We start from the raw sequence: 25,092 nt of genomic DNA, 5'->3' as shown, positions 1-25,092 counted from the left end.
AAAAATTCTATGAAAGGCTTACTGGATAACATGTCGTATTTCCTTCGGAAGGTATCTTTACAATTTCTTAATATATGATTCACACGCAGTTAATACTAAGCATGTATGCTTATTCATGTAAGAACTTGTTAGATAAACTTCCTTGGGGGGAAATAATTAATGTTAATGAAAAAGAACGTTAAGTCAATGGGATTGTTAGTACTTTTAGGATTGTTGCTTGTTTTTGCAGCAGCTTGTGGAAATTCAGACAGCAACACTGGTAATGAGAATCCACCTGCAACTCAAGATGAAGAAACTCCAGAACAAGAAAATAATGAAGATGCTAACACAGAAGAAGATGAAGAAGCTACAGTTTCTGGTTCAATCACGGCAGTCGGTTCATCTGCTATCCAACCATTAGTTGAAGCAGCAGCACATGAATTTATGGGCACTAACCCAGATGCACGTATCCAGGTTGAAGGTGGAGGAAGTGGTACAGGACTTAGCCAAGTAGACCAAGGTGGAGCTGATATTGGAAACTCAGATATCTTTGCTGAAGAAAAAGAAGATATTGACGCAGCTTCTCTAGTGGATCATCGTGTAGCTATCGTAGGTATGGGAGCTACTGCACATCCAGAAGTTGGTGTAGATAACGTAACACAACAAGAGCTTATTGATATCTTTACTGGAAAAATCACGAATTGGAGCGAGATTGGTGGAGCAGACGTTGACATTACATTAGTTAACCGTCCTGAAAGCTCTGGTACTCGTGCAACATTCTATAAATTTGCTTTAAATGAAAACCAAGAAGCTGAAGGAATCACTCAAGATTCTTCAGGTACTGTTAGACAGATTATTTCTGAAACACCTGGTGCTATTGGATACCTAGCTTTCTCTTACTACAATGATTCAGTATTACCACTTAAATTAGATGGCGTAGAACAAACAGATGAGAACGTGGCAAACGGAACATATCCAGTTTGGGCATATATGCACATGTATACAAAAGGTGAGCCAGATGGATTAGCGAAAGCATTCTTAGATTACATGAGCTCTGATGCTGTTGTTTCAATCATTCAAGAGCAAGGTTATATTGCTGAAAGCACAATGCAAATTGAGCGTGACGCAGAAGGAAATGTATCAGATAAATAATTCCTTTTGAATCATTGAAAAACAGATCAAATTAGGATCAGATATATAACTTCAGGGGAAGCCTATCCATGTATAGGTTTTCCCTTTCATGCTGTTTTCGTAAAGGAGTGAATTTGATTGTCCAAACCTACTATTTCAACAAATCAAGATTTAAATTATTTCCCGATAAAGCAACGCTTTAAAGAAGGTTTTGGTAAATACGCCACACTAGTGTGTGCTGCGATTCTTTTAGTATTAATTTTATCCATTACTATTTTTATTAGTTATAGAGGGATAAGTACCTTTTTAGTTAATGGTGTTTCCTTAGGGCAATTCTTTACGACCACAACTTGGTCAGGCTATACGAATCCACCAAGCTTCGGAGCTTTAGGGTTTATCACATCCTCGTTTTACGTAACGATTTTGGCTGCTATAATTAGTGCTCCATTAGGAATCGGAGCAGCTGTATTTATGACAGAAATCGCGCCTAAATTCGGGCAACGAATCCTACAGCCGGTTATTGAATTATTAGTAGGAATTCCATCCGTTGTTTATGGATTTATTGGGTTAACCTTATTAGTACCGTTTATTCGAAATAATTTTCCGGGTACAGGCTTTAGTATCCTTGCGGGCTCTATTGTCCTATCAGTTATGATTCTACCTACAATTACGAGCTTATCAGCAGATGCTTTGCGAGCATTGCCAAGAGAGCTAAGAGAGGCTTCTTATGCTTTAGGGGCTACTAGATTTCAAACGATATATAAAATCCTACTGAAGACAGCTCTACCAGGCTTACTTACTGCCGTTATTTTAGGGATGGCTAGAGCTTTTGGTGAGGCCTTAGCTGTACAGATGGTAATCGGGAATGTAACAAGTATTCCATCTAGCCTTTTTGATCCTGCGGGAACTCTAACAAGTATTATTACTTTAAATATGGGGAACACCGTCTTTGGATCAGTTGAAAACAATGCACTTTGGTCATTGGGACTTATCTTGTTATTTATGACATATTTCTTTATTATTCTCATTCGCTTTTTGGGTAAAAGGAGGCAGTATTCATGAGGGCCAAGCAAATAGACCGGGTCGCTACCGTTTTCTTTTATTTGATTGCTATAACAATTGTAGGGATATTAGTCGGATTGTTAGGTTATATCTTTGTTAAAGGGATTCCAAACTTGAGCTGGAGCTTTCTTACGTCAGCCCCTGAATTTATGAGAGCAGGTGGAGGGGTTGCACCGCAATTATTCAATTCCTTCTATATCCTAATTCTCACTCTCCTGATGGTTGTTCCTGTTGGAGTAGGAGCAGGGATTTATATGTCACAATACGCACCTAAAAATTCTGTAACTGATTTTCTTAGAACAACGATTGAGGTTCTTTCATCGATTCCATCCATTGTGGTCGGTTTATTTGGTCTCATGCTATTTGTTAATATGACAGGTTGGGGATATACAATTATCGGTGGAGCCATGGCTTTAGCTATCTTTAATCTACCTTTAATTGTAAGGGTGACAGAGCAGGCTTTAGAGGCGGTACCTAAGGATCAGACAGAGGCTAGTCTTGCGTTAGGTGTAACCAAATGGGAAACGATCTGGTCGGTTTTATTGCCAGCCGCACTACCAGGAATTATTACCGGGACGATCTTAGCGTCAGGGAGAATTTTTGGAGAGGCAGCTGCTTTACTATATACATCAGGAATGAGCTCACCGTCCTTAGATTTTACAAATTGGAACCCTTTTGAACTCACTTCTCCTCTAAATATATTTAGATCCGGATCGACGTTATCGGTTCATATTTGGAAAATTAATAGTGAGGGACTGATTCCAGACGCAAGAGAAATAGCGAATGGTGCTTCTGCACTCCTTGTTCTAGCTGTCCTTGTCTTTAATTTGGGAGCAAGATGGTTAGGAAAATGGATCCATAAGCGTCTAACATCATCCTAATCTAATGTTTCATCCTTATTATCCTAATTGTATAGGGGGAGCAAAATGAGTCAGTCTAAATTAGCAACAGAGAGCTTAAATGTTTATTACGGGCAAAATCATGCAATTAAAGGGGTAGATCTTTCCTTTCCAAGAAACACTGTTACAGCATTAATCGGACCATCAGGATGTGGAAAATCAACATACCTTCGCTGTTTAAATAGAATGAATGATTTGATTCCAAACGCTAAAGTTGAGGGTCAAATCCTTTTAGATGGAAACAATATCAATGAACAAAAAGTGAATGTAGGACAGTTAAGAAAAAGGATAGGCATGGTGTTCCAACGTCCAAACCCATTTTCAAAATCTATTTTTGAAAACGTAGCTTATGGTCCAAGGCATCACGGTGTATCAAGTAAGGCAAAGCTTAATGAAATTGTTGAGGAAAGCTTACGTAAGGCCGCTCTATGGGATGAGGTTAAAGACCGCATACACCGATCAGCTCTTGCTCTTTCTGGTGGTCAACAGCAACGTTTATGTATTGCTAGAGCCCTATCAATGAGCCCCGAGATCCTTTTACTGGATGAACCAGCTTCAGCGTTGGATCCGATCTCAACAGGGAAAATTGAAGAACTAATTGTTGAATTGAAGAAGGAGTATACTTTAATTATTGTTACCCATAATATGCAGCAGGCTGCACGTATTTCTGATTCTACTGCGTTTTTCTATGTAGGAGAGGTCGTTGAGCATGGAGACACGAACCAAATTTTCACGACTCCAAAGCAGCAGCAGACTGAGGATTATGTGACAGGTAGATTCGGTTAAAGAAGGAGAGGTGATAGTATGGTGGATATAAGAGAAGAGCAAACTCAAGAAGCAGTGGCTAAGCGCAGTGATTTTATTATCAAAACAGATGCCCTTAACTTATATTATGGGGATTTTCAAGCACTAATCGATATCAATATGGATATGAAGCAAAATAAGGTGACAGCGTTGATTGGACCATCGGGCTGCGGTAAATCTACCTTTTTAAGAACGATTAATCGAATGAACGATTTAATTGAAGGGGTAAGAATTGAAGGAAGCATTAAGCTTAGGGGTGATTCCATTTACGATCCAAAGCTTGATGTTGCAGAATTACGTAAAAATGTAGGTATGGTTTTCCAACGACCGAATCCGTTCCCTTTATCAATTTATGATAATGTAGCGTATGGACCTCGTATTCATGGAATAAAGAATAAGAAAAAGCTTGATGAGATCGTGGAACAAAGTCTTCGTTATGCCGTTTTATGGGATGAAGTCAAAGATCGTTTAAATACATCAGCATTAGGGCTATCAGGTGGTCAGCAGCAAAGACTAGTTATTGCCCGAGTTTTAGCTGTTGAACCTGAGGTCATTCTGATGGATGAGCCTGCTTCTGCGTTAGATCCTATTTCAACGTCTAAGCTAGAGGAACTCATTATTGAGCTAAAGAGTAAATATTCTATTGTTATTGTCACTCATAATATGCAACAGGCTGCAAGGGTTTCTGATGATACAGGCTTTTTCCTAAATGGAAGACTTGTGGAGTTTGATCAAACGGACAAGATTTTTACTAACCCAGCCAAAAAGGAAACGGATGATTACATCTCAGGTCGGTTCGGATAAACGATAAATTTGCTTAATGTTATCTTAACGTTATTTTTATTTCCATTTAATAAAACTCCTGCATACTAGTAGCGATTGAGATATGATAACGAAAGGCTGGGGCAGGAGGATGAAATGGATAAAGAATTTGAAGCTGAGGGTATTATTGCTAGCTCCTATGCTTATACTCATCTTAATTAGTGTTGGTGCAATTGGATTAATTAGCTATGTTCAAAGTAAAGAGGCTGTTATTCAAGTCATTGAAAGGCAGCTAAGCTCTGAGGTTGAGCTAATTAAAGATAAGCTTGTCTTACTAAAACAAACGGTATCCAATCAAGAGTTTGAATCAAAACTTAGCTATGCTTTACAGCTACAATACAATAGCTTTCGGCAATATGATTTAGACGCTCTACAGTTTAAAATCAATTTAGATAAACAAATGGAACCAATGACAGAACAGAGCAAAATTGAACTACCAGAATTAAGTACAGAAGTGATAGAGAGCATGCTTGAGCAAAGGCACGGTGTGACGCATGCTCAAGGTTACACACTTGGATACACTTATTCTGTAGAGCTTGCAGCTATGTATGTGATAGCGTTAGAAGAGCAGAATTATCTTTCACCTATTTACAACATGAGGAATAGTATTCTTGCTGTGGTCGCTGTATGTATCGTGCTAACGGCACTCATAGGCTTCACCACTGTACGTATGATAACAATGCCTCTTCAGAAGCTTAAACTAGCTATGGATAAAGTAACTCAAGGTGACCTTTCTCAAAGAGTCAATCACCAAGTATTTGCCTTAGAGCTCAGTTCAGTATCAAAGGACTTTAATACGATGGTGGAGCGGATTGAAGAGCTAAATGTTTCATTAAGTCAGGCTGGTTCTAAGCTAGGTGAAGTAGGAGAAATTTTATATCAACATGCTCTCGATGGTGAACAAGGCAGCTCCGCTTTAAGAGAGAGCATTCAGGTGATATCAGAGGGAACCCTCCAGCAGGTAAATGTTGTTGAACAAAATGAAAGGCTATTTGAGAGAATGAAAGAGGTTATTCATCGAATGGCTGATCAAACAGCAGCTACCTCTGAGCAAAGCCAAGAGCTTGTACAGACCCTGCATACAGGGAAAGAAGCGATGCAAGGTCTTGCTCAATCTATGTATCACTTAACTGATGAAATTTCAGAAGTATCAACAGCTGCTTTAAACCTACAGCAGCATTCAGAACAAATTGAAAATATATTGGGGATTATTGAAGAAATCGCGGACCAAACTAAGCTTTTGGCTATTAATGCAGCCTTAGAGGCGGCCAGGGCAGGAGAGGCAGGGAGAGGCTTTTCCGTAGTAGCTCAGGAAATTAAAAGGCTTGCCGATAGCTCAACCTCCTCAACAAAAAGCATTTATGAACACACCTCAAGAGTCAAAAATGAGATTGAGCTCGTAGTTAAAAAGGTTCAGTCAGTATATACAGAATCAGACAAAGGGAAGCAAAGTGCTGTTTCATCCGATCGTCAGTTAGGTCGAATGGAACAGAGTATGAACCATACCGAGAGTCATATCAAACAGCTTGCCACTGAAATTGAGGGAATATACGAGGCACTTGGGCAGGTTGAAGATAGGATGAGAAGCTTTGCTGCTATTTCTCAACAGACGAATGAACAGTCACGGGAGATAAATTTGTTTTCAGAACGACAGTATGCTAATAGTATAGAAAATAGGAAGCTTGCTTCCCAGGTTGCAGAATTATCTAGTGGTTTAAAAGGAAAGGAATCATATTGATTTCGAGTGAAGGAGTGAAGACGAGTTGGGAGTTAGAAAGAATTTTGAATTGGAAATGAATCAGCTTACGGAAAAGCTAATAAGTATGGGAGAGCTAGCAGAAGCAGCTTTCAGTTCATCCATTGAAGCTTTAAAGAATCAGGATACAGAACAGGCCACAAGAATAATTGACAATGATGAGCAAATTAATGCGATTGAGGAAGAGATCGAAGAGCTTGTTGTTAAAATCATAGCTTCCCAGCAGCCTGTAGCCAGTGACTTAAGAAAAATTATGTCGGCCATAAAAATTACGACAAGCGTTGAAAGGATAGGAGATTTTGCGGTGGATATAGCGAAGTCCACATTACGTATTGGCAATGAAGAGCTTGTTAAACCCCTTCAGGATATCCCGGCTATGGCTGAGCTTGTTCAACGCATGATCAGAGAATCCCTGCAAGCGTATAAAACGGATAACGCTGAACTAGCACAGGAAATCTCTGAGCTTGATGATAAGGTAGATTCCTTGTACGCTAAAATTGTACAGGATTTACTTAGTAGAATGGTTGATGCTCCACAAAAAATGGACCAAATTATGCAGTTAGCTTTCGTAGCTCGCTATATAGAAAGAATGGCTGATCATGTTACTAATATTTCGGAAGCTATTTTGTATAGTGTAAAAGGTAAACGTATGGACTTAAATCAATGATTCGCTAGACATAAATACATCTATGAAAACATTAAATGAATATTAACCTGCTAATAAAACGCAGTATTTTATGACCGATTAATTTAGCCGATTATTCGGTTTATTTTTTTGGAACCAATGTCATTCTTTCTCGTATTAACAGGTGTGTGGTACAATAGAATGGTTTTGAGGTTAATAACAGCAAGGGGGAGGAAAAATGGTAAGTGTGAAACAAATTTACATAGGCTTTCTTGGTATTTTACTATTGATTGCCTTGGTTTTAGTGGCGACTACATCTTGGTATACAGTAGACGCTTCAGAGCAAGCGATTCTTGTAACTTTAGGAAAGCCAGAGGATGAGGTGATTCTATCAGGATTGCATTTTAAGCTTCCTTGGCCTATTCAGACAGTTAACATTTTATCGAGGGAGCCATTTAGCTTAACACTTGGTTATGAGGAACAGAATGGGCAAATTACAGAGCATATCGCAGAAGCCAAAATGATAACAGGGGATGAAAATATTATTTTGGCTGATTTAGAAATACAATGGCGGATCATTGATCCTGTTGCGTATCTTTTTAATACGGAAGACCCAGTAAGCATTTTGTATAATGCAACTTCCGCATCATTAAGAGGTGTTATTGGTAATACAGAGGTAGATGATGCTTTAACGGATGGTCGAGAAGAAATCATGGATAGGATAAGAACGTATCTTAACGACTTGGTACAGACTTATGGTCTAGGAATATCAATTGTTCAGGTTAACCTACAGGATGTAGTTCTACCGAATGAAGAGGTTAGCTTGGCTTTCCGCAAAGTGACGGATGCTCGTGAGGAACGAAATACGAAAATTAATCAGGCTCAGCGTTACAGAAATGAAAATTACAATGTCGCTCTAGGGGAAAAGGACGCTATTATTAGCCGTGCTGAAGGACAAAAGGTGGAACGTGTTGAGCGAGCACGTGGAGACGTGGCAAAGTTTGATGCGATCTACTCAGAATTTGTAAATAACCCTGACATAACTCGTCAGCGTTTAATTTTGGAGACGCTAGAACAGGTATTACCAGGTGCTCAGATCTATATTATGGATGAGGGGTCAGATACGGTAAAATACCTTCCTATTCAAGCGGTGAGAGGAGGAGACACTGATGGAAGATAATACTAACGTTGTAGATATGAATAAGTCTAAACCTTCTTATAGAGGATATGTCATCTCAGGGACTGTTATAGTGGTTACTGTTCTTTTAGCTGCATTAGTTATTTCTAATCTTTTTATTGTAAAACAAAGTGAAATCAAGGTTGTTCGTCAGTTCGGGGAAATTGTTCGCGTTATAGATGAGCCAGGATTAAATTATAAGTTACCTTTTATCCAAAGTGTAACGAGTATTCCGAAATATAATCTTGTCTATAATTTACCACCTGCTGAGATCAATACTTTGGATAAGAAAATGATTATGGTAGATAATTATGCAATATGGAGAGTTGTGGACGCCAAGAAGCTGATTGAAAATGGAAGAGCCCTTACTATTGTTGAAGGTAGGATGGGTGATATTATTTATTCTAATATTAGAACAGAACTAGGTCGATTGAATTATGATCAAATTGTAAATAGTGAGGACTCTGTACGCGGAAGCTTTAATGAAAGTGTTCGCAATCAGGTAAACATGTTACTTGATCGGGAAAATTATGGTATTGAAGTCATTGATGTACGTATGAAGCGTACAGATCTACCTGAAAGTAATGAGCAAGCTGTATATAATCGGATGATTTCAGAGAGAGAAAGTACCGCTCAGGAATATCTATCTCAAGGAGATGCAGAAGCAACCAAAATTCGTGCCGAAACAGATCGTGAGGTAACTGAAATGATTGCCTTAGCAAACGCTGAAGCCAAAATTATTATTGGTGAAGGTGAACAAGAGGCAGCTCGAATATATAACGCAGCGTACGGCAAGGACCCAGAGTTTTATTCCATGTACCGTACTCTTGAATCCTATCAAACTACACTTGACGGTGAGCCCGTTATTATGATTCCAGCAAGCTCACCTTATGCTCAATATTTGATGGGTGCAGGGAACTAAGGATGTAAATAGATATTGATCAAGGAGATTTTCATAAAAAAGATGCAGTGTTTACTCACTGCATCTTTTTATTGTAGAAAAAAAACAGAAAGAAGCATAGAAAAGATTATTAAACATTTATGTTTACAAAGTATGATAAAGGGATATATAATAATTGGTAATTGATACTATTTTTATTAGCTGTAGAACAGTAGGATCTCATTAACTTTTTCTGTTGAATTACGATCATAAGAAAGAGGGTGTAGGTTACATGGAAAATTTCATTTATGCAGGATCAGTTGAGAAGCTAAAGGAGAATAAGGTAAAAGTAGTGAAGGGTGGGCAGCATGGTGTAGCCGTACTATTTCACGAGGGTGACGTATATGCTATTGATAATCGGTGTCCACATCTAGGTTTTCCTCTGCATCAGGGAAGTTTATGTGATGGAATATTAACCTGCCATTGGCATCACGCACGGTTTGATGTAAAAAGTGGAGGAACGCTTGATTCTTGGGCGGATGATATGACTACATATCCTGTAGAGATCAAACAAGGAGAGATATGGGTTAGTCCGATTCCACATCATAAACAGACGATTAGCAAGCTTCGTGAGAGATTAAAGAATGGATTAGAGCAGAATCTCAGCCTTGTAATTGCCAAAGGAGTAGTTGGCTTGATCGAAGCTGGTGAGTCGGCAAAGAATATTACGCGTATCGGGGTTGAATTTGGAACGAAGCACCGTCAGAGAGGCTGGCGTTCAGGTCTAACTATTCTTACCGCGATGACGAATATCTTACCTAAGCTAGATAAGAATGGGCAGATCCTAGCGCTGTATCAAGGACTTGTGCATGTAGCAAGAGAAAGTGCAAACATGGGTACTCGTTTTCTTCTTGGTCCTCTGCCATTAAACGAAACGTCAAGTAAACCTTCACTAGAAAAGTTTGCTCAATGGTATCGTCATAGCGTAGAAGTTAGAGATACACAAGGGGCTGAGAGAGTCATTTTAACGGCTATCGAATCTGGAGCAACAAACGAGCAGCTTGCGGATATGATGATGACAGCAGTCACTGATCACTTTTATATGAATGTTGGTCACACCTTGGATTTTCATAATAAAGCTTTTGAAGTTCTCGAACATATTGGAGCTGAACATCGTGCATATGTCCTTACATCGATTATCCCCGAACTATCAAATGCTTCGCGTAGCGAGGAACAGCATAGCTGGCAGTCCCCTGTGAATCTTGTTGAACAGCTGCACACGACCTTTAAGGAACTGACACCTACATTAGAGTCGAAATCTACTACGGTTGCTCAAGTGGATGAGCAAGCTTTGGTGAATCATATTTTAGGTGATCAGCCTGGGGAAACATTGAAGGCTTTATTAACAGCACTAAAAGAGGGAATGTCTCCAGTAAAGCTCGCTCAAATAGTCACATTAGCAGCAGGAGAACGCTTGGCTCGCTTTCATGTACAGAATGAGCTAGGGGACTGGATTACTGTTTTACACACATTTACACACGCACATGCCGTTCATGAGTCCTTAAAGCGCTCAACCACTCCTGAACTGATCCGAGCCGTTTTTCACACAGCTATGAGTATCTATCTGGATCGCTTTCTTAATACTCCTGCTGCGCGTCGACCGAAGCCAGATTCTACTGTCAGTTCTGTCCCTCAGGCTGAGGAGTTGCTACAGATGTTAGACAGGCAACAGCAAACTGATCAAGCGGGGAAATGGGTGATTACCTATTTAGCTCAAGGAGGAGATAAGCAGGATCTTTTCAATACGCTAGGTCATGCCTTAGTTCGTGAGGACGCCGAATTTCATACCTTCCAAATGTACGAGGCTGCTGTTACGGAGCATGATCATTGGCAAAAGGAGGAGGAGAGTTTTGCTGAATATGCACAGGAGACGATGATTTTGGCCTTGACTCGCTATTTGGCGGCGCACTCTCCAACTTCTCGTGAAATCCCTCATACTGCTCGTATTGCTATGCGCTTACATCGAGGAGAGAAATTGTTCGAGGATGAGAACTAGCTAGAATCTATGACGTTAAAACTAATTAAAGGATCAAAGAATAGTCATATGACGATTTCTTCTTTGATCCTTTTAAACACTTATATGGACATCATGCTCAGAAAATAATTAAAAAATTTACTTTGTCGTTTTCCCAACCCTAATTGGAAACTGTGTGATAAACAAAATTACTCCAATAATTGAGATTAGTAATGGGTATATCCATGGATATACAAAATTTGGGTAAGCACTTAAAGCATTCGTGTAATAACCAACCTTATAGTGTGTTAAACCTCCTTCATTGAGTAACGCTGTTTGAAAAGCGCTTCGGTCAAGAAATGAAAAATCTTCTTGTGTTACGCTTCCTTCCTCACTAATCGTATACATTCTATATTGTAACTCTTCATCCGCAGCGTAGCCGACTATATCGAGTGAAGGTAGTTCCTCAATGATCTCTCTAGTTGTATTTAACAATACAACTAGAGTTTTGCTACTACTTTTCAACTCATCAACTGTTAAAAACACGATATTCTCAGCGTATTGCTGAAGTCCTTCCACATCTAAAATATAGGGATAATCTTGAAGTATGTCCATCGTTTCCTCGTTTATCTCAAGGTGTATATCGGCAGTGCCGAACGATTGATCAAACGGCCCATCGTAGGATAATGAGCCCTCATTCGTATGATAAATAGATAGATTTACATTTCCGAATGTGAATGAGGAAGAAGGAGCTTCAAGAATGTTAATTGTAAAGCTCTTTTGCATTTGGCTAGTTTGAATGGTTTCAAGAATCATTTTAATACTATGCGGAATTGAACTTACGGCTAATATTAATCCGAGAGTAAAAAGAATTACTTTTTTTATCATAATCCCCACCTTATTCTCTGGTAATTTTAGTATACTACTTTTTTGTATCACTTTTTCCATCTATCCAAAGCTTTTGTTCTGTCTGTGCACTTGCTATAATGGAAATAACGTTGAACAAGTTGGGTGGGAAAAGAAATGAGCAATAAATTGATTATTATGGACGGTAACAGTATAGCCTTTCGAGCATTTTACGCCTTACCTCTGTTAAACAATGACAAGGGAGTCTATACAAATGCTATTTATGGTTTTACAACAATACTTTTGAAGATTATCGAAGAAGAGCAGCCTACACATCTTTTGGTTGCTTTTGATGCTGGTAAAGTGACATTCCGTCATAAAGACTTCAAAGAATATAAAGGCAAAAGGCAGAAAACACCTTCAGAGCTATCCGAGCAATTTCCTCTTATTCGAAAGCTACTAGATTCATTCTCAATTAAGCATTTTGAGCTAGAAGGCTATGAAGCGGATGATATTATAGGCACAATGACTAAGGAAGCTGATCAGGAGAAATGGTCAACCAAGGTATATACGGGAGATAAGGATATGCTGCAGCTTGTCTCTGATCATGTGCATGTTGCTTTAACTCGTAAAGGCATAAGTGAGGTTGAGTACTACGATCTGGACAAGCTTGATGAGAAGTATCAGCTGAAGCCGGAGCAGATTATTGATCTTAAAGGGTTAATGGGAGATACTTCTGATAACATTCCGGGAGTTCCTGGTGTAGGGGAAAAAACAGCCCTAAAGTTGCTTCACCAGTATGAAACGGTTGAGAAAGTATATGAGCATATAGAAGAAGTAACAGCTAAGAAGCTAAAGGAAAACCTAGTAAACTATAGGGATGATGCCTTTCTAAGTAAAGCGCTAGCTACAATAGAAAGAGGAGCTCCAATAGAGCTTAAGCTAGAGGATACAGTTTATGAAGGGTACGATAAGGAAAAGGTTGTTCCATTCTTTAAGGAAATGGCTTTCGGTTCTTTGTTAGAGCGTGTAGGTGCGGAAGTAGCTGAACTGAAAGAAGAAGATATGGAAGAAATCGTTGTACAGACCCTAACAGTAGATGATCAAGAACTACTTAAACAAGCATTAATTTCCCCTTCAGCTTTACATGCTGAGGTAACGGAAGAAAATTATCATAAGTCCCCTGTGTTAGGTCTTAGTATACGTAATAAAAATGGACTTTTCTTTGTTTCTAATCCTACAGTTCAAGAGAGTAAGGATATTCAACAATGGCTTAAGGATCGGGGGCAAGAGAAATGGATTTATGATGCTAAAAGAGCAGAGGTAGCCCTTAGCTGGCTTGGAATTGAGCTTGAAGGTGTCCATTTTGATACGTACCTTGCTGCCTATTTGTTAGATCCTTCAGATTCTGATTACACAGCAGATTCCATCGCTAAGAAGTATACAGGGCTGACGATTAGCAGTGATGAACAGGTCTATGGAAAGGGTGCAAAACGAACACTCCCTAACCCTGAAGAGGAGCTAGAGGAACAGGTTATTCAGCATATTGCGAGGAAGGCAGATTCCATTTATATAGTAAAAGAAAAGCTAGAGGAGAAGCTAGAGGAAGCAGAGCTCAGTTCTCTATTTTTTGAGCTGGAGCAGCCACTTGGACGTGTACTAGCGAAAATGGAGCTAGAAGGTGTTAAGGTTGAACGTAAAACACTAGATGATATGGGCGAAGAGCTTGCTTCTAGGCTTGATGAGCTGACAAAGGACATTTATGAGCTTGCTGGAACAGAGTTTAATATTAATTCACCGAAGCAGCTAGGAGAAATCTTGTTCGATAAGCTTCAGCTTCCTGTGATTAAGAAAACAAAGACAGGATACTCGACAAATGCAGAGGTTTTGGAGAAGCTGGAGCCACAGCATGAGATTGTAGGTAACATCTTGCACTACCGTCAATTAGGGAAAATTCAATCGACGTATATTGAAGGTCTGAAGAAAGTAATCATGGCTAAAACTAGTAAGGTTCATACAATGTTCCAACAAACGATTGCAGCTACAGGAAGATTGAGCTCTATTGATCCAAACCTACAGAACATTCCTATTCGTCTAGAGGAAGGGAGAAAGCTGCGTAAGGCGTTTGTTCCTGCTCAGGAGGGCTGTGTTCTTTTGGCGGCAGACTATTCCCAAATCGAATTGAGAGTACTCGCTCATATTTCAGAGGATGAGGGATTAATAGAAGCTTTTAAGGAAGATAAAGACATCCATACAAAAACAGCAATGGACGTATTTCATGTGGAAGAAAAGGATGTAACATCTTTAATGAGAAGACATGCTAAGGCGGTTAACTTCGGTATTGTGTACGGTATTAGTGACTATGGATTATCCCAAAGCTTAAATATAACAAGGAAGGAAGCAGCAAGCTTTATAGAGCGTTATTTTGAATCCTTCCCAGGTGTTAAAAAATTTATGGAGGATGTTGTTAAGCAGGCCAAAAAGGATGGCTATGTGACAACATTGTTGCATAGAAGACGTTATCTACCTGAAATTAATAGTAGTAACTTTAATTTGCGAAGCTTTGCTGAAAGGACAGCAATGAATACACCTATTCAAGGGACAGCAGCAGATATTATTAAAAAAGCGATGATAGACATGGCCTTGAAGCTTGAAGAGAAGAAGCTAGCTTCAAAGCTACTGCTGCAAGTACATGATGAGCTTATCTTTGAAGTACCAAAGAATGAGATAGATATTATGACAAAACTAGTTCCTGAAGTCATGGAAGCAGCAGTCCAACTGAATGTTCCCCTTAAAGTAGATGTGGATTATGGAGATTCTTGGTACGACGCAAAATAAAGAAACTTTAAGAATACTGAGAAATAAAAAACAACAAGGAATAAAAGAGAAAAAGTCATGGAAGGAAAGTATAGATCATGCCTGAATTACCTGAGGTAGAGGTTGTTGCTAGAACGATTGCTAGTGAGATTAGTGGGAAGGTCATTGAAGAGGTCGAGGTGTTTTGGCCTAAAATAGTCAATTATCCAGACGATGTTGAAGAGTTTAAATTGAACATCAAGGGACAAAAAATAGGTCAAATTAGACGAACCGGAAAGTATCTACGCATTGAAATTGGCGATCATTTTGAGCTAGTTGTGCATTTTAGGATGACAGGCAAATTTCAACGTATCGTGAAGCAGGATAAAAATCAAAAACATTTGCATCTTTTTTTCCATTTTGTACAGGAGGAAGAAGGTTTAGCTTATATAGATGTTCGGAAATTCGGGGATATCTTTCTTGTTCCTAAAGGTGAGTATATACGAATTAAGGGGCTGTTCCATGCAGGGGTAGACCCGTTATCGAAAGACTTTACTTTTCCTATATTTAAAGAGCTAATCAGGAAGAAAAATAGACATATCAAAGCGATTTTACTAGATCAATCTATGATTACAGGCTTAGGGAATTATATTTGTGACGAAGTGCTATGGTTTGAAGGGAAAAAAGGAGTACATCCTCAAAGGCTAGGGAGCTCTCTTACAGACACGGAATTAAAAAGGATATTTCAGCGTATACATGAGGTCATTCAGGAATCTATTCGTCTAGGTGGAAATAGCTTTCGTGATTTCTCCTATGGTGAAGGGATGAAGGGGGACTTTAAGAAAATGCTTAAAATGTATGGCCGTAAAGGTGAGCCTTGCTTTAATTGTGGGACTGAAATAGAGAGAATAATCGTTGCAGGACGATCAACACATTATTGCCCTAAATGCCAGAAAAATAAATAGGCGAATGTCACGGATTTAATTCTTCTCCATATTCTAGTTAGAGAGAATGCTGCTTTAACTAGAGGAGGAGAAGCCTTGATAGAAGTCATGTCAATACTCATTTTAGCGTTTGCTGTTAGTTTGGATAGCTTTGGCGTGGGAATCACGTATGGCTTACGAAAAGTATACATTCCGTTTATATCCATCTTCATCATAGCGATATGCTCCGGCATTACGATTATAGTGGCGATGTTACTTGGTCAAGGACTAAGCCTGCTTATTTCCCCAGCTTTTGCAGGGGCTCTAGGTGGTCTCATTCTTATTGGGATTGGATTATGGGCGCTTAGCCAGACATTTAAGGCACAGCAGGAACAGCACGCTGGAGGTGGGCAGGAGAAAAGTACACAGATTCAGGAAGCTTCTGACGATAGCATAAATGATAATAGAGTATGGACGATAGAGTTTAAGAAACTAGGGATTGTTGTTCAGATTTTACGTAAACCGATGATGGCTGATATTGACCGCTCAGGAGTAATCTCAGGAAAGGAAGCGTTTGTCTTAGGGATAGCCCTGTCTTTGGATTCTTTTGGTGCGGGTATAGGGGCTGCTTTATTGGGCTATTCACCATTGCTTGTAGCCATCCTAATAGCAACAATGAGTAGTTTGTTTGTTTTCTTAGGAGTAAAATGTGGAGCGCTTTTATCCTCGCGTGCGTGGGTCAGTAAGTTTAGCTATGCCCCTGGAATTATTCTTGTGCTCTTTGGCTTTTTAAAGTTATTTTAAGGAATACGCTTGTCTGACCTTTCATAAAATGTACTGAATATATGGCAAAAGAGGTTATTTATATGGTTATCGGCTTAACTGGAGGAATTGCAACAGGAAAATCTACAGTCTCGAGAGTGCTTATCGATCTCGGGGCTCTTGTGATTGATGCAGATAAGATTGCCCGAGAAGTGGTCAAGCCTGGTTCGCCAGCCTTACTTGAAATAAAAGAAGAGTTTGGTGAAAATATCCTTTTGGAAAACGGAGAGTTAGATCGCAAGGCTTTAGGTCATATTGTTTTTCAAAACCAAGAAGCTAGGTTAAAGCTAAATAGCATCATCCATCCAGCTATTCGAGCAGAAATGACTAAGCAAAAGGAAGAAGCTCTAGAAAACGGGCATAGCTTTATTGTTATGGATATTCCCTTATTATTTGAGAGCAAGCTAGAGCATATGGTTGAACAAATTTTGGTCGTTTATATTCCCCAGGCTGTACAATTAGAACGTTTAATGCAACGAGATAAGATAGACAAACAAGAGGCACTAAACCGTATTAATAGCCAGATCTCTATTGAAGAGAAGAAACATAGGGGACATGCTTACGTTAATAACTCAGGCACCATACAAGAAACCGCACAACAGCTAGAATTGATTTTAAAGAAGTGGAGCATAATCACATGAAATTTAACATGAAGCAATTAGGTTTACTCATTGCCTTAGTCGCCTTGATTGTCACCTTAAATAGCAGTTTTTTTTGGAAGCTTATGTATCCCATTCAATATACCCAGGAGGTAGAGGAAGCAGCCACTTATTATGGAGTTGATCCATATTTGGTGCTGTCTGTTGTGCAGATTGAAAGCAAATTCAAGCAAGATATCTTTTCTAAAAAAGGGGCAGCTGGTCTGATGCAGCTTATGCCTGAGACAGCACAATGGGTCAATGAGGAAAGTGGATTGAATAAGCATCCTAATTCATATATAGACGATGCTCGTTCAAACATTTTGTTAGGTACATGGTATATTTCCTACTTGCTGCAGAAATATGATAATGATCATGTTAAAGCAATCGTAGCCTATAATGCTGGACAAGGGCATGTTGATCGTTGGTTAAGTGAAGGAGTTTGGGACGGAACAGAGCACAGATTAGACCAAATTCCCTTCGGAGAAACTAGACATTATGCTTCACGCGTCCTGTATTATTTAGCTAGGTATCAAAACATTTATGAAAATGAGTTTGCCGGGAATCAAGAGCTTATATTTCATACAAGAATAGATGTTCAAGACTAAGGAGAAAAAAGATGAAGCTGATTCCTGAATATCCTAAAGCCCTATGGATTCTTGCTTTAGGTATGCTAATTAATATAACTGGGGCTTCTTTTCTGTGGCCTCTTAATTCTATTTATATGACGCAAGAGCTGAGTCAGACGATGTCTACGGCTGGTTTTGTGCTTATGCTCCATGCTGGTGCAGGTGTTATTGGTAATTTGCTAGGAGGCTTTTTGTATGATCGCTATGGCGGGAAGAAAACCATTCTATATGGAATCATACTAGCCACTGGTTCTGTATTCTGTCTAGCCCTATTCCATCACTTTTTGGTTTATGTTGGAATTATGATTTTATTAGGGTTTAGTAATGGACTTGTTTTTCCTTCCATGTATGCCATGGCAGGTGGTGTGTGGCCAGAAGGAGGAAGAAAGACCTTCAATGTGATCTACGTCTTTCAAAATGTTGGGGTAGCTATTGGATCAGCAATCGGTGGTTTGGTAGCGCAATTCTCTTTTACCATAGTATTTTTTGTAAACGGACTATTTTACTTGTTGTTTCTAGCTATTATTTGGTTTGGTATTAACGAGCGAATAGCTGTCCAGCCTAGAGCCGAAATGAAGGGAATCGGACAGGACAACGGGGAAAACGCCATAGACCAAACCCAACGCATTTTACAAAGACGTGGTCTTATATCTCTAGGTATTATTAGCTTTGGTTTCTTAGCGTGTTGGATTACGTATGTACAGTGGCAAACAAGTGTCTCTGTACACATGCAAGGTTTAGGAATGTCCTTATCCTCCTACAGCCTACTTTGGACTATTAATGGGGGACTGATTTTACTCGCTCAGCCTTTCACGTCTTTTTTAACTGAGAAAGTATTACCAACTGTAAAATCTCAGCTACTTACAGGTATTGTCCTATTCTTTATTTCTTTATATATCTTAAGTCAGACAGAAATCTATTCTGGCTTCCTTATGGCCATGATTATTATGACCATTGGTGAGATTTTCATTTGGCCAGCTGTTCCAACCGCCGCGCAAGAGCTTGCTCCGAAGCATAAGGTGGGCTTTTATCAAGGGGTTGTTGGAAGTGCTGCTACTGGTGGAAGAATGCTCGGTCCATTAATTGGTGGCTTTTTGTTCGAGGCATACAACGTTCAAATCATGTTCTATAGTATGATACTAATATGTGGAATTGGTCTAATTTGTTTTATCACGTTTGATTGGGTGAAAAGAGAGAAGAAGGATAAGGACACTAGCCAAGCACACTCTTTACCCTAATTCTTCTTCTGTGTGAAAGATATAAGCTAAATAAAGCTCTACCAACTGTTTAAAGTTGGTGGGGTCTTTTTCTGTATGTATGTAAATTTGTTTTAAATGATTCAATAGGGTTGATCTTTGAATACTAAGCTGAGAAGCAGCATGTGAAACATTCAAATTATTCTCAATGAACGCTTCAAAGGAAGCTATCCATTTCTCTTTATCCATGACAGGTCCTATCGTTCTTTCAGCGTATTCTTTTTTTAATTGTGTAGGTAGAGCATATAATAGCTCCATTAGGCCAATATCATCAAAAAACAAAAGTGATCTATTGCGATGCTTTCCTGCCGTAAGAGCAAATTGTGCGTCGGCATATGCAGCATGAATGTGAGAAAGGTATGGAATAAGGCCACTTACTCCTATAGATGTGCTCATTCCTTCTATTGCAGGTAGCTCCTCGAGCCATATATTTAACAATTGAGTTATTTCCTCCTTCAGTTCTACCCATGGAGAAGGATAGCTAGAAAGCTTTGCGGGGTCAAATAATATTAAAAAGAGCTGAGACTGAATGTGTGATATCCATCTAGCATGTGCTTTTTTTCCTATATATTGCTGCATAAAATGGGCGATTCTAGCGGTTTGGTCAACCACAGAAGACCTTGCCTGATTTCTATTTGAGTGTGGGAGAGACACCTCTAAAAGAATGAGCATAAAGGGGGGAGATAAATTTAGCTGTAGCACGTTTGCTCTTTCAGAAGCATTTTGTAGCTCAATCTCATCTTGAAACCTCCCTTGAACAAAATCTAAAAGTAACAAATCCTTGGCCTTTGACTCTCCCTGAATATGCTGCAATAAATCATTCTGTTCAACCAGCATTTCCACATAAACCTTGACCATTTGGGCAAACTGCCTATATTCATGTGGATGTCCTGTAATCCCTACTACTCCAATAATTCTGCCTTGAAACGCAATAGGCATATTTATACCTGGCTTCGTGCCAACAGGAATATTGTCCGTAGCATAGATTTCAATCGTTTTTTGTTGCCTAATAGCTTGGGCTGCACCATCATGATATTGAAAAAGTCGATCTGCTTGACCAGAACCTATGATTTTGGCTTCTTCATTCATGATATTAATATTTGTTCCGATAATCGGAATCGTTTTATGTACCATTTCCTGAGCCAATTCAGGTGATAGCTTCATCAGCAAGCTCTCCTTTTTTATACAACAGTGTGATATAAAAGCATCCCATCTGCTTATGCAGAGGGATGCCCCGGTAGATACCCTATTAGTAGTTTATATCTAGACGAATAAGAGATACAAGACAAATGTTGTTAGAAAAGCGGCAATTCCCTGTAGTAGAGTAGCCATTGTATGTGCCTTATATGCATCCTTAACCTGCATTCCGCTGAATTGAGTCACTACCCAAAAGTAGCTGTCGTTTGCGTGAGAAACGGTCATTCCACCAGCTCCTATAGCCATCACAACCAGTGCAAGCTGCAAAGGTGTTTCAATGCCGAAATTAGGAAGCAACGGAGCGACAAGAGCAGACGTAACAACGAGAGCGGCTGTTGTTGAACCCTGTGCTGTTTTTAAGCCAGCGGCAATAAGAAACGGAATGAGCAAGAAAAATGCACCAGTCAGCATTTCCGTTTCGCTAATACCTTGAATCAAATCAGATAATGATGTGTTTGACAATGCACGCCCTAAGGCGCCCCCAGCTCCAGTAATAAGTAAAATAGGAGCAGCATGCTGAATACCTTCACTTACAAAAGTATTTAATTGCTTAGATTGAAAGCTAGGCAGTAGTAACAAAGAGAAAAGAAGACCAATAAAAAGAGCAACTGTTGGAGAACCAAGGAAAACAATGAATGAAGAGCCGAACCCTTCATAGTTAGCTACAGAGACAATAGAAGATAATCCTATAAGGAAAATAGGTACTACTAAGGGAGCGAAGGATTTCCAGGCAGAAGGGAGCTTTCCAAATTGCTTTAATACGTCTTCGTACGAAATATGGTCATCTTCTCCTTCAATTCTGATCTTTGAAGCTATTGTTTTTGCCCAAATAAAGCCAACGGTCATGGCTACAATAGCAACTACAATTCCGACCATAATCACCAATCCAAGGTAATCTGATACCCCTATATTACCTGCTGCTGCAATTGGGCCAGGAGTAGGTGGAACAAGAGTATGAGTAGCATAAAGACCAGTTCCCAAAGCGATTGACATTGATGCAAGGGCAACATTTGCTTTTTTAGCCATTGCCTTTTTTAAGCTGGATAAGATCACATAGCCCGAATCACAGAATACAGGAATGCTTACTAGAGCTCCGATTAAAGACATGGCTAGCTGTGGATGTTTTTCCCCAATAATTCGAATGATGATCTCAGCCATTTTTAAAGCAGCTCCAGATTTTTCTAGGATCACGCCAATAATTGTGCCGAGAACAATCACTAAACCAATGCCTGTCATTAATCCACCGAAGCCACCATTGATGGATTCAACAATAGTGGAAAAAGGCATACCTGATAGAAAGCCAACTAGAAACGTGGCTGTTAAAAGGACAAGGAAAGGATGAATCTTTAGTTTTGATGTCCCCCATATGATAAAAACAATTGTAAGAACTAAAACAAGAATTAAGAGTGGTCCCTCAACCATAATGATTCCTCCTCACTTTCATTGCTTTTATTTTTGCTGAATGGAAAGTACTTTTCCAATTTGATAAGCTGTGTCTTCCACCCATAGAGCTGCTTTGTTCATTGATTCCTCTAGCGTTGCAGGCTTAGGTACAATAGAAAAGCAGGCGTCAACAGAAGTGCTAAGCTGTTCTAGACCTGATCCAAGGCTACCAGAGATAAAGATGACGGGAACGTCTACCTGTTTAGCTTTTTGAGCTAGAAAAAAAGGAGCTTTTCCATACATGGTTTGTTCATCTGTTTTTCCTTCTCCAGAAATCAATAAATCTGCCTGCTGCAGTTTCTCTTCAAGATGTAAATAATCATAAAGCAATTCAGCGCCAGATCGTATAGATGCGTTTAGTAGCAACAAGGCAAAGCCAAGTCCTCCAGCAGCTCCTGCTCCTTTTAAACTAGAAAAGCTTGCGGAAGGGTCAATGACAGAAGCATAGTTTATCATGCCCTTCTCTAAAATATCGTGTAGCTCTGGCGTCACTCCTTTCTGTGGACCAAATACAGCAGTGGCTCCATGATCTCCAAAGAGTGGGTTTTCTACGTCTGCAGCGATTGTAATCGTGCATGTCTTCACTCTCGGATCAAGTGTGGTTAAATCAATTTGATCAATTTCATCTAAATGCCTCGCTTTGACATGAGTAAGCTGTGAGCCTTTGCTATAGAATTTAGCTCCTAAAGCCTCCAATAATCCTATCCCACCATCATTTGTTCCTGAGCCTCCCAGGCCTATAATAATTTCTTCAGCACCATGATCAATGGCGTGAAGGAGACATTGTCCTACACCAAAAGAGGTTGTTTCTAGTGGGGAGGTGGATGATTTCTTCAGGTGAGTTAAGCCTACGATTAAAGCGCTTTCAATTATGGCGAGCTTTTTCTCTTTTATCAAACCATAGGTTGCTTGATGTTGCTTCCCTCTCGGATCAAGGCAGGAAAAAGAAATAGTCTCGCCCTTAAATAAAAACTGAAAAGCGTCTAAAGTTCCTTCTCCTCCATCAGCCATAGGAATCACAGAAATACTTGCTGCGGGAAGAGCCTGTTGCATTCCACGGCGTATAGCTTTTCCTACTTCAATAGAGCTTAAGCTTCCTTTGTAGGAATCTGCTGCAACGATGATATTCATCTGTATCCCTCCTATCCATTTGATTCTTATTTTATGAAAATGTTTTCACGAATAAAATATACAAAATGATCAATTTTTATAGAAATAATAGGATTAATTTGAGTAAATTGAGTATTTTCAGAAATTTGGTTGAAAAATGAAGGAGTTAATAATAAAATATAGAATACATGATAAATAAAGAAAATTTAAACTGTTATTAATCTTTAGACATTATTCAACGTATTTCGACATTGAGGGAGGGAGATTCTTGTCTAAAGACTCCATTTTACAAGTTAATGATTTACATACTTATTTTATTTCTGATCATGGGAATATACCTGCAGTAGAAGGGATAAGCTTTCAGGTTCGTGAAGGAGAAATCCTAGGAATTGTAGGAGAGTCAGGCTGCGGTAAAAGTGTTACCTCTCTTTCCATTATGGGCTTAGTTCCTAGTCCGCCTGGAAAAATAGTAGGTGGTGAAATCCTGCTGGAACAGAATCAAAAGCAAGTCGATCTTGCTCAATTGAGTGAAAGAAAGATGAGAAAAATCAGAGGGAACGAGATTGCTATGATTTTTCAAGAGCCAATGACCTCTCTAAATCCCGTTTATACGATTGGAAATCAAATCATTGAAATGATAAAGATACATAGGAAGATTAGCAAAAAAGAAGCCTCTAATCGGGCATTGGCCATGCTTAAACAAGTGGGAATCCCACGAGCAGAGCAAATCATGGATGAATATCCTCATCAGCTATCTGGTGGGATGCGACAAAGAGTAATGATTGCGATGGCTATGTCCTGTCAGCCCAAGCTATTAATAGCTGATGAGCCCACAACAGCATTAGATGTAACCATTCAAGCACAAATACTTGAATTAATGAAAGACTTGAACAGAGAGCATGGTACAGCTATAATGCTCATTACTCATGATTTAGGAGTGGTCACCGAGGTGTGTGACAGGGTTATTGTCATGTATGGAGGGAGAATTGTTGAGGAAGGGTCAGTACGCACAATTATAAAAGATCCACAGCATCCTTATACAAAAGGGCTTATTAAATCCATACCTAAGCTAGCTGAAAAACAGCAAAGGCTCTATTCAATACCAGGAAATGTTCCTAAGCCTGGTTCACTTTCTCAAGGCTGTAGATTCGCACCACGTTGTGAAGCAGTTATGGATATCTGTAGAATTCAGGAGCCGTCCTTAATTGAGCTAACACCTTCACATATGTGTAGGTGCTTATTACATCAGGATATCGGGGGGATTCAGGTTGGCTGAAGCACAAGCATTATTAGAAGTAAAAAATTTAAAGAAGTACTTTCCCATCAAAGGCGGTGTTCTTGGAAGAACGATAGGACAAGTGAAGGCTGTTGATGATGTTTCTTTTGCTGTTTATCCAGGTGAAGTGCTTGGACTAGTAGGGGAGAGTGGCTGTGGGAAATCGACCACAGGACGGTCTATATTAAGGCTAATAGAGCCGACTGAAGGACAAGTTTACTTTGAAGGGACAGAAATCACAAGTCTAAATGAACAATCTTTGCGTAAATTAAGAAGGGATATGCAAATTGTGTTTCAGGATCCTTATGCTTCACTTAATCCAAGACACACCATTGAGAAAATTCTAGCTGAACCTTTAATTGTGCATGGAGTAGGCTCTGTGAAAGAGAGACGGAGGAAAGTTCACGAAATGCTTGAGGTTGTGGGATTAAACAGCTTTCATGCGAAGAGATATCCACATCAATTCAGTGGAGGCCAACGTCAACGAATTGGAATTGCTAGAGCTTTGACTGTGCACCCTAAACTAATTGTTGCCGATGAACCGGTGTCGGCTTTAGATGTTTCCATTCAATCTCAGGTGCTTAATCTTATGCAGGATTTACAAAGGGAATTTCAGCTTACTTATATTTTTATTGCTCACGACCTAAGTGTTGTTAAGCATATTTCAGACCGTGTAGGGGTCATGTACCTTGGTCGCTTAATTGAATTAGCCGATAAGGATCAGCTTTATGAACAGCCTAAGCATCCTTATACTAAGGCATTGCTTTCGTCCGTACCATCTGTTGATCCAGATGAGAAAAAGGATAGGATTGTGCTGAAGGGGGACGTACCGAGCCCTGCAAGCCCTCCACCAGGGTGTGCTTTCCATACTAGATGTCCAGACTGTATGGAAATTTGTAAGATCGAACGCCCGGAATTTAAGCAAACATCCGATGGTCATTCCGTTGCCTGTCACTTATACTGATTCGGCAATGTTATGATATAGCAATAAATATCTGAAGATTTCA

General features: G+C 39.5%; 22 protein-coding genes. 18 read left to right on the top strand and 4 right to left on the bottom strand.

The genetic code is table 11. The annotated features are described in order from the left end of the window. Positions 1-165 precede the first annotated feature (165 nt). The 10 genes from J2S11_RS00355 (at position 166) to J2S11_RS00310 (ending at position 11,191) form a co-directional block, all read left to right on the top strand. The gene (locus tag J2S11_RS00355; RefSeq protein ID WP_307390199.1) at positions 166-1,131 is read left to right on the top strand and encodes a phosphate ABC transporter substrate-binding protein; all 966 of its coding nucleotides are present in this window, start codon (positions 166-168) and stop codon (positions 1,129-1,131) included. Between the two features lie 117 nt (positions 1,132-1,248). Then, positions 1,249-2,172, top strand: coding sequence for a phosphate ABC transporter permease subunit PstC (gene pstC, locus J2S11_RS00350; protein ID WP_472924658.1), 924 nt, complete (start codon positions 1,249-1,251; stop codon positions 2,170-2,172). Then, positions 2,169-3,053 (top strand): phosphate ABC transporter permease PstA, encoded by an 885-nt coding sequence (pstA, locus tag J2S11_RS00345; protein WP_307389384.1) that lies wholly within the window; start codon positions 2,169-2,171, stop codon positions 3,051-3,053. Before pstC ends, pstA begins: the two co-directional genes overlap by 4 nt. 45 nt (positions 3,054-3,098) lie before the next feature. Beyond that, entirely contained in the window at positions 3,099-3,857 is a 759-nt protein-coding gene (gene pstB, locus J2S11_RS00340; protein WP_307389382.1) for a phosphate ABC transporter ATP-binding protein PstB, read from the top strand. A gap of 18 nt (positions 3,858-3,875) precedes the next feature. Then, entirely contained in the window at positions 3,876-4,679 is an 804-nt protein-coding gene (gene pstB / locus J2S11_RS00335) for a phosphate ABC transporter ATP-binding protein PstB (RefSeq protein ID WP_307389379.1), read from the top strand. 109 nt (positions 4,680-4,788) lie between these two features. Continuing rightward, positions 4,789-6,435 (top strand): methyl-accepting chemotaxis protein, encoded by a 1,647-nt coding sequence (locus tag J2S11_RS00330; RefSeq protein ID WP_307389377.1) that lies wholly within the window; start codon positions 4,789-4,791, stop codon positions 6,433-6,435. A 25-nt stretch (positions 6,436-6,460) separates the two neighbouring features. Then, positions 6,461-7,120 (top strand): phosphate signaling complex protein PhoU, encoded by a 660-nt coding sequence (gene phoU, locus J2S11_RS00325; protein WP_307389375.1) that lies wholly within the window; start codon positions 6,461-6,463, stop codon positions 7,118-7,120. Positions 7,121-7,316: 196 nt separating this feature from the next. Next, on the top strand, positions 7,317-8,258 hold the full coding sequence (gene hflK / locus J2S11_RS00320) for an FtsH protease activity modulator HflK (RefSeq protein ID WP_307389372.1): 942 nt from the start codon (positions 7,317-7,319) through the stop codon (positions 8,256-8,258). Then, positions 8,248-9,177 (top strand): protease modulator HflC, encoded by a 930-nt coding sequence (hflC, locus tag J2S11_RS00315; protein ID WP_307389369.1) that lies wholly within the window; start codon positions 8,248-8,250, stop codon positions 9,175-9,177. The genes hflK and hflC overlap by 11 nt, the downstream gene beginning before the upstream one ends. Positions 9,178-9,427: 250 nt before the next feature. Beyond that, a complete protein-coding gene (locus J2S11_RS00310) occupies positions 9,428-11,191 on the top strand; it encodes a Rieske (2Fe-2S) protein (RefSeq protein ID WP_307389367.1) in 1,764 nt (587 codons plus the stop codon). Between the two features lie 117 nt (positions 11,192-11,308). On the opposite strand, the gene J2S11_RS00305 is transcribed toward J2S11_RS00310, so the two are convergent. Then, entirely contained in the window at positions 11,309-12,037 is a 729-nt protein-coding gene (locus J2S11_RS00305; protein WP_307389365.1) for a hypothetical protein, read from the bottom strand. A 135-nt stretch (positions 12,038-12,172) separates the two neighbouring features. Here J2S11_RS00305 and polA point away from each other — a divergent pair, with 135 nt between their 5' ends. The 6 genes from polA (at position 12,173) to J2S11_RS00275 (ending at position 19,041) form a co-directional block, all read left to right on the top strand. Next, positions 12,173-14,833, top strand: coding sequence for a DNA polymerase I (polA, locus tag J2S11_RS00300; protein ID WP_307389362.1), 2,661 nt, complete (start codon positions 12,173-12,175; stop codon positions 14,831-14,833). Between the two features lie 77 nt (positions 14,834-14,910). Further along, positions 14,911-15,756, top strand: a complete 846-nt coding sequence (mutM, locus tag J2S11_RS00295) for a DNA-formamidopyrimidine glycosylase (RefSeq protein ID WP_307389359.1) — start codon at positions 14,911-14,913, stop codon at positions 15,754-15,756. Positions 15,757-15,831: 75 nt separating this feature from the next. Further along, the gene (gene ytaF / locus J2S11_RS00290; protein WP_307389357.1) at positions 15,832-16,518 is read left to right on the top strand and encodes a sporulation membrane protein YtaF; all 687 of its coding nucleotides are present in this window, start codon (positions 15,832-15,834) and stop codon (positions 16,516-16,518) included. A gap of 56 nt (positions 16,519-16,574) precedes the next feature. Then, positions 16,575-17,177 carry a dephospho-CoA kinase gene (coaE, locus tag J2S11_RS00285; protein WP_307390194.1) on the top strand — a complete coding sequence of 201 codons (603 nt, stop codon included), beginning with the start codon at positions 16,575-16,577 and terminating at the stop codon, positions 17,175-17,177. Next, the gene (locus tag J2S11_RS00280) at positions 17,174-17,782 is read left to right on the top strand and encodes a lytic transglycosylase domain-containing protein (protein ID WP_307389354.1); all 609 of its coding nucleotides are present in this window, start codon (positions 17,174-17,176) and stop codon (positions 17,780-17,782) included. The genes coaE and J2S11_RS00280 overlap by 4 nt, the downstream gene beginning before the upstream one ends. An 11-nt stretch (positions 17,783-17,793) precedes the next feature. Further along, positions 17,794-19,041: an MDR family MFS transporter gene (locus tag J2S11_RS00275; protein ID WP_307389351.1), complete on the top strand. Its 1,248-nt coding sequence runs from the start codon at positions 17,794-17,796 to the stop codon at positions 19,039-19,041. On the opposite strand, the gene J2S11_RS00270 is transcribed toward J2S11_RS00275, so the two are convergent. The 3 genes from J2S11_RS00270 to J2S11_RS00260 all read right to left on the bottom strand — a co-directional run bounded on the left by J2S11_RS00270 (position 19,033) and on the right by J2S11_RS00260 (position 22,830). Continuing rightward, positions 19,033-20,223 (bottom strand): CdaR family transcriptional regulator, encoded by a 1,191-nt coding sequence (locus tag J2S11_RS00270; RefSeq protein WP_307389349.1) that lies wholly within the window; start codon positions 20,221-20,223, stop codon positions 19,033-19,035. The two genes, J2S11_RS00275 and J2S11_RS00270, sit on opposite strands and share 9 nt — an antisense overlap. A gap of 99 nt (positions 20,224-20,322) precedes the next feature. Continuing rightward, positions 20,323-21,678, bottom strand: coding sequence for a GntP family permease (locus J2S11_RS00265; protein ID WP_307389346.1), 1,356 nt, complete (start codon positions 21,676-21,678; stop codon positions 20,323-20,325). 27 nt (positions 21,679-21,705) lie between these two features. Then, the gene (locus J2S11_RS00260) at positions 21,706-22,830 is read right to left on the bottom strand and encodes a glycerate kinase (RefSeq protein ID WP_307389343.1); all 1,125 of its coding nucleotides are present in this window, start codon (positions 22,828-22,830) and stop codon (positions 21,706-21,708) included. A 247-nt stretch (positions 22,831-23,077) separates the two neighbouring features. Between J2S11_RS00260 and J2S11_RS00255 the strand changes: the two genes are divergently transcribed. Next, complete coding sequence (locus J2S11_RS00255) at positions 23,078-24,085, top strand: ABC transporter ATP-binding protein (RefSeq protein WP_307389342.1); 1,008 nt, start codon at positions 23,078-23,080, stop codon at positions 24,083-24,085. Then, on the top strand, positions 24,078-25,049 hold the full coding sequence (locus tag J2S11_RS00250; protein WP_307389339.1) for an ABC transporter ATP-binding protein: 972 nt from the start codon (positions 24,078-24,080) through the stop codon (positions 25,047-25,049). Before J2S11_RS00255 ends, J2S11_RS00250 begins: the two co-directional genes overlap by 8 nt. Positions 25,050-25,092 lie beyond the last annotated feature (43 nt).

It is taken from the genome of Bacillus horti, from assembly GCF_030813115.1.
Taxonomy (GTDB): domain Bacteria; phylum Bacillota; class Bacilli; order Caldalkalibacillales; family JCM-10596; genus Bacillus_CH; species Bacillus_CH horti.
The sequence above is the reverse complement of the archived record's forward strand: the minus strand, read 5'-3'. Positions and strand labels throughout refer to the sequence as shown.